The sequence below is a fragment of the Variovorax sp. P1_H12_2 genome (assembly GCF_056405335.1).
Map to the genome: position 1 here is coordinate 1 of NZ_JBFUCI010000215.1, position 10,602 is coordinate 10,602.

10 protein-coding genes and 1 pseudogene are annotated in these 10,602 nt (G+C 68.7%); 5 read left to right on the plus strand and 6 right to left on the minus strand.

Translation table 11 applies throughout. From position 1 onward, the window contains the following. Nucleotides 1–379 (minus strand): annotated as a pseudogene (locus AC1D2K_RS20450) (twitching motility protein PilT); the annotation flags it as partial. A 39-nt stretch (nucleotides 380–418) separates the two neighbouring features. On the opposite strand from AC1D2K_RS20450, the gene AC1D2K_RS20455 reads away from it, so the two are divergent. After that, a complete protein-coding gene (locus tag AC1D2K_RS20455; RefSeq protein ID WP_478090656.1) occupies nucleotides 419–1,105 on the plus strand; it encodes a YggS family pyridoxal phosphate-dependent enzyme in 687 nt (228 codons plus the stop codon). 228 nt (nucleotides 1,106–1,333) lie between these two features. On the opposite strand, the gene AC1D2K_RS20460 is transcribed toward AC1D2K_RS20455, so the two are convergent. Next, the gene (locus tag AC1D2K_RS20460; protein WP_478090657.1) at nucleotides 1,334–1,807 is read right to left on the minus strand and encodes an Lrp/AsnC ligand binding domain-containing protein; all 474 of its coding nucleotides are present in this window, start codon (nucleotides 1,805–1,807) and stop codon (nucleotides 1,334–1,336) included. A 176-nt stretch (nucleotides 1,808–1,983) separates the two neighbouring features. On the opposite strand from AC1D2K_RS20460, the gene AC1D2K_RS20465 reads away from it, so the two are divergent. Continuing rightward, nucleotides 1,984–3,255 carry a Glu/Leu/Phe/Val family dehydrogenase gene (locus AC1D2K_RS20465; RefSeq protein ID WP_478090658.1) on the plus strand — a complete coding sequence of 424 codons (1,272 nt, stop codon included), beginning with the start codon at nucleotides 1,984–1,986 and terminating at the stop codon, nucleotides 3,253–3,255. Between the two features lie 117 nt (nucleotides 3,256–3,372). Further along, a complete protein-coding gene (locus AC1D2K_RS20470) occupies nucleotides 3,373–4,014 on the plus strand; it encodes a DUF2242 domain-containing protein (RefSeq protein ID WP_478090659.1) in 642 nt (213 codons plus the stop codon). 17 nt (nucleotides 4,015–4,031) lie between these two features. Here AC1D2K_RS20470 and AC1D2K_RS20475 read toward each other — a convergent pair whose 3' ends face one another. The 4 genes from AC1D2K_RS20475 to AC1D2K_RS20490 all read right to left on the minus strand — a co-directional run bounded on the left by AC1D2K_RS20475 (nucleotide 4,032) and on the right by AC1D2K_RS20490 (nucleotide 7,563). After that, nucleotides 4,032–4,271 (minus strand): hypothetical protein, encoded by a 240-nt coding sequence (locus AC1D2K_RS20475; RefSeq protein WP_478090660.1) that lies wholly within the window; start codon nucleotides 4,269–4,271, stop codon nucleotides 4,032–4,034. 109 nt (nucleotides 4,272–4,380) lie between these two features. Then, nucleotides 4,381–5,292, minus strand: coding sequence for an arginase (rocF, locus tag AC1D2K_RS20480; RefSeq protein WP_478090661.1), 912 nt, complete (start codon nucleotides 5,290–5,292; stop codon nucleotides 4,381–4,383). Nucleotides 5,293–5,577: 285 nt separating this feature from the next. Next, nucleotides 5,578–6,825 carry a branched-chain amino acid ABC transporter substrate-binding protein gene (locus AC1D2K_RS20485; protein WP_478090662.1) on the minus strand — a complete coding sequence of 416 codons (1,248 nt, stop codon included), beginning with the start codon at nucleotides 6,823–6,825 and terminating at the stop codon, nucleotides 5,578–5,580. A 45-nt stretch (nucleotides 6,826–6,870) separates the two neighbouring features. Further along, on the minus strand, nucleotides 6,871–7,563 hold the full coding sequence (locus tag AC1D2K_RS20490) for a TetR/AcrR family transcriptional regulator (RefSeq protein WP_478090663.1): 693 nt from the start codon (nucleotides 7,561–7,563) through the stop codon (nucleotides 6,871–6,873). Between the two features lie 74 nt (nucleotides 7,564–7,637). Between AC1D2K_RS20490 and AC1D2K_RS20495 the strand changes: the two genes are divergently transcribed. Together AC1D2K_RS20495 and AC1D2K_RS20500 are read left to right on the plus strand one after the other, a co-directional pair. Continuing rightward, complete coding sequence (locus AC1D2K_RS20495) at nucleotides 7,638–9,251, plus strand: AMP-binding protein (RefSeq protein WP_478090664.1); 1,614 nt, start codon at nucleotides 7,638–7,640, stop codon at nucleotides 9,249–9,251. A 4-nt stretch (nucleotides 9,252–9,255) separates the two neighbouring features. Further along, a partial coding sequence (locus AC1D2K_RS20500; protein ID WP_478090665.1) for an ATP-binding protein occupies nucleotides 9,256–10,602 on the plus strand: 1,347 nt, incomplete at its 3' end.

Consider the following 10,602-nt stretch of genomic DNA (forward strand, 5'->3'; position numbering starts at 1 on the left):
GCACCAGGCCGCGCGGCTTGAGCGCCAGATCGCCGAAAATCTTCGGCGCGTTGAGCTGCTCGAGCGTGAGGATCTTCGACGGAATGGTCCGGAACACCGCCGCCGCGCCGCGCGACTGGTTGAAGGCGTTGACGCGAAAGCGCGCCAGGCCGTCGATCTCGAACGAGAAGTCGACTTCCAGGAACTCCTCGTAGTGCTTGCGGTGCGTGTCGCTCATGATGTCGTACACCATGGCATGCACGGCCTTGTGGTCCAGCGCGTCGACGTTGATGCGGCGCACGTCGCCGTGGACGCGGATCATGGGCGGCAGACCGGCCGAGAGATGCAGGTCGGACGCCTTGTTCTTGACGCTGAAGGCGAGCAGTTGGGTAATGTCCACGCAGTTCCTCGGTGACGTTTTGATACGACTTTGAAGATTATGACGATGATTGGCGACAAGCTCCAGCAAGTTCGGGCCCGGATCGTGGCCGCGTGCACGGCCRCCGGACGCGACCCGGCGAGCGTGCGCTTGCTTGCAGTGTCCAAGACCTTCGGGCCGGAGGCGGTGCGCGCCGCCCATGCGGCCGGCCAGACGGCCTTCGGCGAGAACTACGTGCAGGAAGGCGTCGCCAAGATCGCGGCGCTGGACGACCTGCGTTCGCAGCTCGAATGGCACTGCATCGGCCCTCTGCAGAGCAACAAGACCCGGGTCGTGGCCGAGCATTTCGACTGGGTGCACGGCATCGACCGGCTGAAGATCGCCGAGCGGCTGGCCGAGCAGCGGCCGGCGGGACGGCCGCCCTTGCAGGTGTGCCTGCAGGTCAATGTCGACGGCGGCGCCAACAAGTCCGGCATCGCGGCCGAGGAGGCGCTGCCGCTGGCGCGCGCCGTGGCGGCTTTGCCACGCTTGCGCCTGCGCGGGTTGATGGCGATTCCCGAGCCGGCGGTCGATTTCGCGGCCCAGCGGGCGCTTTTCCTGCGCGCCGCTGCGGTGTTCGACGAGTTGCGTGCGGCAGGCCTCGAGGTCGACACGCTGTCGCTGGGCATGTCGGCCGACCTCGAGGCCGCGGTCGCGGCGGGCAGCACGATGGTGCGTATCGGCACTGCTGTCTTTGGCGGGAGATGAGCTCGCCCCCAGGTTGCCCGCACTTCGTGTCGGGCGCCCACCCCCTACCGGGGGCAATACCAGCGGCCCGGCAAAGCCGGTTCCGCGGTAGCACTGTTGCTCCCCCCCAGGTTGGGCTCACTTCGTGTAGCCCGCCCACCCCCTACCGGGGGCAATACCAGCGGCCCGGCAAAGCCGGTTCCGCGGTATTCCCCGAAGGGGGTGCGACTCGCTCGCCAGGGCGGCAGGCTAGAGCGGCAGCCGCGCGCTGCTCTTCACTTCTTCCATGACGGCATAGGTGCGGGTCTCGCGCACACCGGGCAGTTGCCACAGCACCGTGCCGGCGAAGGCCCGGTAGGCCGACATGTCGGCCATCCGGGTCTTGAGCAGGTAGTCGAAACCGCCGGCGACCATGTGGCATTCCATGATCTCGTCGCGCGCCTGCACGGCCGCCTTGAACTCGTCGAACACGTTCGGCGTGGTGCGGTCGAGCAGCACCTCGACGAACACCGTGAAGCCGCGGCCGAGCTTGTCGGGGTCGAGCCGGGCCTCGTAGCCGAGGATGAAGCCGTCCCGCGTGAGCCGCTGGACCCGCGCCAGGACCGCCGTGGGCGAGAGCGCGACGGTTTCCGCCAGCCTGAGATTGGAAATGCGGCCGTCTTCCTGAAGAATCTTCAGGATTTTCATGTCGATTCGGTCGAGATCTGGTGTTGGTGCGCTCATCGGATGTGAATTATCCGGTCAAGGCGGCATCCGTTGGTGAACAACTCGGTGGAAGATTCCGGGGCATCGGCGCCTTGCTTGCCGCCGCTGCATAACCGTCAACGCTTCGCGCATAGGTCATGGCGCCCCGGGCTGCGCCGGACTATCGTCGCGGCCGTTCAACAACAAGGATCGCCATGAGTTCTGACCTCTCCTATGTCCAGCCGACCGCCGACAGCCCCTGGGGCACCTATCTCTCGCAGGTCGACCGCGTCGTGCCCTACCTCGGCGGGCTGGCCCGCTGGGTCGAGACGCTCAAGCGCCCCAAGCGCGCGCTGATCGTCGACGTGCCGATCGAGATGGACGACGGCTCGATTGCGCACTTCGAGGGCTACCGCGTGCARCACAACATGAGCCGCGGCCCGGGCAAGGGCGGCGTGCGCTTCCACCCCGACGTCACGCTCGAGGAAGTGATGGCGCTGTCGGCCTGGATGACGGTCAAGACCGCCGCGGTCAACCTGCCGTACGGTGGCGCCAAGGGCGGCATCCGGGTCGACCCGAAGAAGCTGTCGGAGAAGGAGCTCGAGAAGGTCACGCGCCGCTACACCAGCGAGATCGGCATCATCATCGGCCCGCACACCGACATCCCGGCGCCCGACGTCAACACCAACGCCCAGATCATGGCCTGGATGATGGACACCTACTCGATGAACGTCGGCGGCACCGCCACCGGCGTGGTCACGGGCAAGCCGCTGCACCTGGGCGGCTCGCTGGGCCGGGTCAAGGCCACCGGCCGCGGCGTCTTCGTGACCGGCCGCGAGGCGGCACGCCGTCTCGGGCTCGACCTGCGCGGCGCCCGCATCGCGGTGCAGGGCTTTGGCAACGTGGGTTCGGTGGCGGCCGAGCTGTTCGCCGAGGCCGGCGCGAAGATCGTCGCGGTGCAGGACCACACCGGCACCATCGTCAACGACCAGGGGCTGGACCTCGCGACGCTGGTGCCGCTGTCGCGCACCGATGGCGTGGTCGGCTTCAAGGGCGGCGACGTGATCGCCAACGAGTCCTTCTGGGACGTGGCCTGCGACATCCTGATCCCGGCGGCGCTCGAAGGCCAGATCACGGCCGAGCGGGCCCAGAAGACCCGGGCCAAGCTGGTGCTCGAGGGCGCCAACGGCCCGACCGTGCCGGCCGCCGACGACATCCTGGCCGAGCGCGGCGTGCTGGTGGTGCCCGACGTGATCTGCAACGCCGGCGGCGTGACGGTCAGCTACTTCGAATGGGTCCAGGATTTCTCGTCCTTCTTCTGGGACGAGGACGAGATCAACGTGCGGCTCGACCGCATCATGATGAATGCGCTCAACCACATCTGGGACACCGCCGACAAGCACAAGATCACGCTGCGCACCGCGACCTTCGCGGTGGCCTGCGAGCGGATCCTGATGGCGCGCCAGGAGCGCGGCCTCTACCCGTGACCGGGCGGTCGATCGACGGCGGCGCCTGAACGGGGAACGACGGGGCGTCCGGCATGTCCAAGCGGGGCCGCACTCCTGCGGCTAGCATTCCATGTTCCGCCCCATCCCATGCCCGCCATGCGCTTTCCGTCCCGCCGCGCCGCCGCCGCGCTGCTGCTGTTCTCTTCCCTGGTCGCCGGCTGCAGCCTCGCGCCGCCGCGGCGCGTGTCCTACGAGCCGGAGGGGTTCGACTCCACCACCACCCACACGCGCAGCTATGCCGCCAACGAGGCGCAGACCTGCGAGGCCGCGCGGCGCGCGCTGCTGAGCCAGGGCTACATGATCACGGCGGGGAATGCCGACCTCGTGACCGGCCGCAAGAGCTTCCAGCCGGCGGCGGAGGTGCATGTGGAAGTCGAATTCCGGGTCGTTTGCGCGCGCGAGGGCAATGGCCGCAACGGGGCCCGCAGCACCATCGCCTTCGCCAGCGCGCTGCAGGACCGCTATGGCATCAAGAAGGTCAACAACTCCGCCACCGTGGGGGTGGGCGCGATCGGTTCGCTGTCGCTGCCTTTCAGCTCGAGCGACGACGCCCTGGTCAAGGTGGCGAGCGAGACCCTGACCGACGAGCGCTTCTACGACCGCTTCTTCTCGCTGATCGACCGTTTCCTGCCGGCCGCGACCGAAGGCCGGCCGGTCGAGGCTTCGCCGGTGGTGCCGCCGCAGCCGATGATCGAGGTGCCGCTCAGCCCGGTGCCGCCGTCGCCGACGCGCGGCTGAGCCGGCGCGCCCAACGATCAGGCGGCCGGCGACAAGGAGACCGAACGGGCCGCGTAGGCCGGCAGGCCGGTCAGGCCGCAGAGGCGCTGGAGCACGCCGTAGCCCTGCGCCAGAGCGGCCGAGTAGGTCGCGAACGAGCGCTCGGCGCGCTGCAGCGGTTCGAATCGGCCGTCGTCCCGCACGTCTTCATGGATGACCCAGAAATACGATCCATCGGTCGGCTGCTCCACCAGCAATCCAATCTTCCGCACGCCCATCTTGGTTTCTCAGTATCAAAAAGAATACTTAAGAATGTAATTCGAGGGTGTTAGTTTTCCGCGGGAGAAAAATCACGRAGCACCGCCTTTTTGCGGCGGCCGCGCCATGTCAACGCGCCAGCGTCGACTTGCCGAACAGGCTCTCGATCAGCTCGACCGCGATCTCCGCCGTCCGGTTGCGCACGTCCAGCGCCGGATTGAGTTCGACCACGTCGAGCGAGGCGAGCCGCCCGGTGTCGGCGATCATTTCCATGCAGAGTTGCATTTCGCGCCAGGTCGGGCCGCCGCGCACGCCGGTGCCGACCCCGGGCGCGTAGTCCGGGTCGAGGCAGTCGAGATCGAAGCTGACGTGCAGGTGGGTGTCGTCGTCGACGTCCTGCAGCGCCTCGGTCATGGTGGTGCGCATGCCGTGCTCGTCGATGTGCCGCATGTCGAAGACACCGAGGCCGAGTGCCCGGATCGCCGATTTTTCCTCCGCGTCCACGCTGCGGATGCCGAGGAACCGGATCGCGTCGGGCGCCAGTGCCGCCGGCTCGCCGCTCCAGCCGGTGAGCGCCGCGGGCCCGTGGCCGAGCAGGCAGGAGACCGGCATGCCGTGCATGTTGCCGCTCGGGCTGGTGGTCTCGGTGTTGACGTCGGTGTGGGCATCGAGCCACAGCACGCGCAATTTCTTCCGCCGCTGGCGCGCGTGGCGGGCGATCGCGCTGATGGAGCCGACCGCGATGCAGTGGTCGCCGCCCAGCAGCACGGGCAGCTGCCTGGACTCCAGCGCGAGGTCGACCGCGTCGTAGACCAGGCGGTTCCAGGCCACCACCTCGTCCAGGTGATGCAGCCCTTCGGCCGGCACCTCCCAGGGCGTGCCCGGGCCGCCCAGGTTGCCGCCGTCGATCACCTCGAAACCCAGCCCGGCCAGCGTGTTGGCAAGGCCGGCCACCCGCAGCGCGTCGGGGCCCATGCCGGCGCCGCGGGTGCTGGCGCCGATGTCGGTCGGTGCGCCGATCAGTCGAAGGGTGCGGGTCATGCGCGGGCTCTCCATGCAGGTTGCTGGGCAGCCGCTACGGTAGCGCACGCTCATGGCAAAGTGCAACCCCGACGAGCCTGGTTCCAGAAACACCGCGGAACCGGCTTTGCCGGGCCGCTGGTGTTGCCCCCGGCAGGGGGTGGGAGGGCTACACGCAGTGAGCCCAACCTGGGGGCGAGCAATRGTSCYACCGCGGAACCGGCTWKGCCGGGCCGCTGGTGTTGCCCCCGGCAGGGGGTGGGCGCCCGGACACGAAGTGCCGGGCAACCTGGGGGCGAGCAACAGCTACGGTCTCGTCATCTTGCAGTCGGTGCCTTGGGCCAACTCGTTTCCGGTGTAGATCGCATCCGTGCGGAAGCCGTAGTTCGTGCCTTCCCAGCCCACCTTGACCGTCTTGCCGTCGACCGGCGCGATCGTGTTGACCACCTGCGGCAGCAGCAACTGGTGGTCCTCGGCGCGCATGCGCACCGGACCGACCACCGAATCGAAGCTCAGGTCCTCGAGGGCGCGCGCCACCTTCGGCGTGTCGGTGCTGCCGGCCTTGTTGATGGCGGCGGCCAGCAGGCGCGGCGTCATCTCGATGCGCGGCGCCAGGAAGTCCTTGCCGGTCTTCGCCTTGTAGCTCTTCGCCAGCGCATCGACCTTCGGCGAATCGGCCTCRCCGGGATGCCACTCGGCGACCCAGGTCAGCTGGCCGAGCTTGGCCTGCGACACGGCGAGCACCGTGCCGGGTATCGAGCCCGCGCTGTGGTTGAAGTAGTGCAGGTCGTAGCCCGCATCGCCGGCCGCCTTGAGCAGCAGGGTCATGTCCTGGCCCCAGTTGCCGGTGATGACCGAATCGGCGCCCGACTGCTTGATGTTGGCAAGGTAGGGGGCGAAGTCCTTCACCTTGCCGATGGGATGGAGCGTCTCGCCGACGAACTGGATGTCGGGCCGCGCGAGGCCGACCATCTGCCGGCCGTAGCTGGCCCACTGCTTGCCGTGGGCGTAGTCCTGGTTCAGCAGGTAGACCTTCTTCAATTCCGGGGTCTTCTTGGTGTAGTTGGCGATCGCCTTCATCTTCATCGCCGTGTTGGCCTCGGTCTGGAAATGCCAGAAGCTGCACGCCTTGCCCGTCAGCTCGGGGTCGATCGACGAGTGGTTCAGCACCAGCAGCTCGCGGCCCGGATTGCGCTGGTTCCAGCGGTTGACCGCCTGCACCAGGGCGCTGACCACCGAGGAGCCCGAACCGCCCGTGACGATGGCGCGTGCGCCCTGGTCGATGGCGGCCTGTAGCGCGCTCTGGCTCTCCTGCGCCGACAGCTTGCTGTCGAACTGGAGCAATTGCAGCTTGGTGCCGCCGAGCACGCCGCCTTTGGCGTTGATGTCCTCGATCGCGTACTGCGTGTGCGTGAGCATCAGCTCGCCCACGTTCGCGAACGGTCCCGACAGCGGATCGATGTAGGCGATCTTGTAGGTCTGCTGGGCATGGGCGGCGCCCGCTGCGAGCAGGGCCGTGGCCGCGGCGGGCGCGAGCAGGCGGGGGAATTTCATGGACGGTCTCCGGTCTTGGGTTTCGTGGAAAGAAAGCGGTCCGGCTCAGGTCCGGCGCTCGCGCAGGCCCAGCACCCGCCAGGCGAGCTTCGACAGCTCGGCCACCACCTCGTCGGGCGACAGGCGGCCATCGGGCCGGTACCAGCTGTAGAGGACGCCGGGCAGGCTCAGCGCGGCGAAGGCGGTGATCTTGGTCTCGCCGAAGTCGAGGTCCCCGTCGCTGCGGGCCTCCTCGAGGAGCGGGAAGAGCTGGTCGTAGAAGTGGCGGGCCAGCTTCTTCTGCGCCGCGAGGTACTCGGGCCGGTAGACCTGCGGCTCCTTGTAGGCGAAGAAGGCGCAGGGGTGATGTGCCACCGTGGCGCGGATGAGCCGCTCGATGCCCTCCTTGACCTTGTCGACGGCCGGGCGCGTGTCGCCGGCGGCGAAGTCCATCGCGGTGAAGCAGTCGACCGCGGGCCGCCACGACAGCGTCTCGAAGATTTCCTGCTTGTCGCGGAAGTAGTAGTACACGAATGGCTTGGTGGCATCGAGCGCGCGCACGATCTGCGCCATCGTCGTGTGGGCGTAGCCCTGCGCGGCGAAGAGCTGCGCCGCGGCCTGCAGGATGCGCTCGCGCTGCACGTCGGTGCCTGCCGTGGCGGTGCGCTGCCGACCGGTGCGTTGCGGCAGGTCGCTTCGCGTGGAAGACGCTTGGCCGCGCTCAGAGGGTTTGTGCTGTGTCGCCGAGGTTATACCCATGGGTAGGATTGTTGGTGCACCATGCGGGGATGGCAAGCGCCAAGCCCTATCGATAACCCTGTGAGAGTGACGCCATGGAGACAATCCAGCTTCCCGACCGCCCGCAGCAGCCGCTGCACGAGTACCTGCGTACGCATGCGCGCGAGCGCGGCGGTCACCCGGCCTGCATCTGGTACGGGCAGGCCCTGAGCTACGCCGAGCTGGATGCCGCGAGCGACGCCTTCGCCGCGCGTCTGCAGGCGATCGGCGTGCGCAAGGGCGAGCCGGTCGTGCTGTTCCTCAACAACTGCCCGCAATATCTCGTCGCGCACTTCGGCATCCAGAAGATCGGCGCCATCGTCTGTCCGAGCGGGCCGCTCAACAAGGAGCACGAGCTGTCCTACCAGGTCAACGACCTCAAGGCCCGCGTGATCGTCGCGGCCTCGTCGCTGCTGCCGGTGGTCGACAAGGTGCGCGCGTCGAGCGCGCTGGCGCATGTGTTCGTCGTGCACTATGCCGACCTGCTGCCCGCCGCGCCCACGCCGGACCTGCCGGCCGAACTGGCCGCGGCGCAACGCGAGCCGCGCGACCTGCCGGCCGGCTGCGAGGACTTCCTCGCGGTGATGCGCAGCGGCCAGCGCCCTGCGCCGGTCGAGGTGTCGCTCGACGACGTGGCGCTCATGACCTACACCTCCGGCACCACCGGCCTGCCCAAGGGCGCGATGCTGAGCTACGGCAACGCCCTCTTCAAGACCCGCGCGGCGGCCGACTGCAACGGCGTCTCGGGCGGCGACGTGCTGCTGTCGATCGCGCCGCTCTATCACATCGCCGGCATGCTGATGGGCGTCAACGTGCCGGTGCTCGCCGGCGCGACCTCGGTGCTGCTGCATCGCTTCGAACCGCGCGCGACGCTGCAGGCCATCGACCGCTACCGGGTCAGCTGGTGGTACAGCATCGCGCCGATGAACGTGGCCTGCATGCACGTGGAAGGCATTGCGGACCTCGACCTGTCGAGCCTGCGCATGAACCCGGTCACCAGCTTCGGCATCGCCTTCACCGAGCCGCTCGCGCAGCAATGGCGCGGCTTCGCGACGAACTGCAGCTCCTTCGAGGCCGCCTACGGCCTGAGCGAGACCCACACCTGCGACACCTATACGCCGCACCACGCGCCACGCTGGGGCACGCAGGGCCTCGCGGTGCCGGGCGTCACGATCCGGATCATCGACACCGACACGGGCGAGGACAAGCCGGCGGGCGAGGTCGGCGAGATCGTGCTCGCCAGCGCGGGTTCCTTCAAGGGCTACTGGAACAAGCCCGAGGCCACGGCCGCGACCCTGCGCGGCGGCTGGGTGCACACCGGCGACATGGGCAAGCTCGATGCCGACGGCTACCTCACCTTCATCGGCCGCTTCAAGGAAATGATCAAGGTCTCGGGCTACAGCGTGTTCCCCGAAGAGGTGGAGACCATCCTCATCAAGCATCCCGCCGTGGCGCAGGCCGCGGTCATCGCGCAAGCCGACCCGGAGAAGGGCGAGGTGGTCAAGGCCTTCGTCGTGAAGAAGCCCGGGGCCACGCTCGATGCCGATGCGCTGATCGCCTGGTCGCGCGAGAACATGGCCAGCTACAAGGCGCCGCGCGCGGTGAGCTTCATCGAGGCCTTGCCCACCACGGGTGCCGGCAAGGTGCTGCGCCGCTTGCTCAAGGACTGACCGGATGATGAAGAAAGTTCTGATTGCCAACCGCGGCGAGATCGCGGTCCGGCTGGTGCGCGCGCTGCGCGACCTCGGCATCGCGAGCGTCGCGGTGCATGCGGCGGACGACGCCACCGCGCTGCATGCGCAGCTGGCCGACACGGCCGTGCCGCTCGCTGCGACCGGGCCTTCGGCCTATCTGGACATTGCGGCACTGATCGCGATCGCGCGTGCGCAGGGCTGCGATGCGGTGCATCCGGGCTACGGTTTCCTGAGCGAACGTGCGGATTTCGCGCAGGCGTGCACCGACGCGGACCTGCGCTTCATCGGTCCGACGCCGGACCAGCTCGCGCTGTTCGGCGACAAGGCGCGGGCGCGGGCGCTGGCCGAGCAGTGCGGCGTACCGGTGATGCCCGGCAGCCCCGCCGCGGTGACGCTGTCCGAAGCGCAGGCTTTCTTCGCGGCACAGCAGGCGGACGGCGCGGGCGTGATGGTCAAGGCCATCGGCGGTGGCGGCGGCCGCGGCATGCGCGCCGTCCTCCTGGCCGACGAACTGCCGCAAGCCCATGCGCGCTGCATGTCCGAAGCCAAGGCCGCGTTCGGCGTCGAGGGCGTCTACGTCGAGCGGCTGATGCGCAACGCACGCCACATCGAGGTCCAGGTACTGGGCGACGGAGAGGCGGTGGCGAGCCTGGGCGAGCGCGAGTGCACGCTGCAGCGGCGTTTCCAGAAGCTGGTCGAGATCGCGCCGAGCCCGTCGCTGCCGCCAGCGCTGCGCGATCAGGTCACGCAGGCCGCGCTGCGCATGGCGAAGGCGGTCGGCTACCAGAGCCTGGGCACCTTCGAATTCCTGGTCGACGACCATTCGGCGACGCTGCCCTTCGTCTTCATCGAAGCCAATCCGCGGTTGCAGGTCGAACACACGGTGACCGAAGCGGTCACCGGCCTCGACCTGGTCCAGCTCCAGATCGGCGTCGCGACCGGCCAGACCCTGGCGGACCTGGGCGTCGATACGCAGCGCACGGCGCCGCAGCGCGGCTTCGCGGTGCAGTGGCGCGTCAACGCCGAGACGCTCGATGCGCAGGGCAGCGCGCGGCCGTCCAGCGGCACGCTGACGCGCTTCGACCTGCCCGCCGGCCCCGGCGTGCGCGTCGATACGCACGGCTATGCCGGCCTCGCGCCCTCTCCGCACTACGACACGCTGCTGGCCAAGCTGATCGTTCAATCGTCGTCGCCGCGCTTCGCCGACGTGGTGCGTCGTTCGCTGCGGGCGCTCGAGGAATGCCACGTCGACGGCATGGCGACCAACCTTGCGCTGCTGCGCGCGATCGCGATGCGGCCCGAGTTCGCGTCGCAGGCGGTGCACACG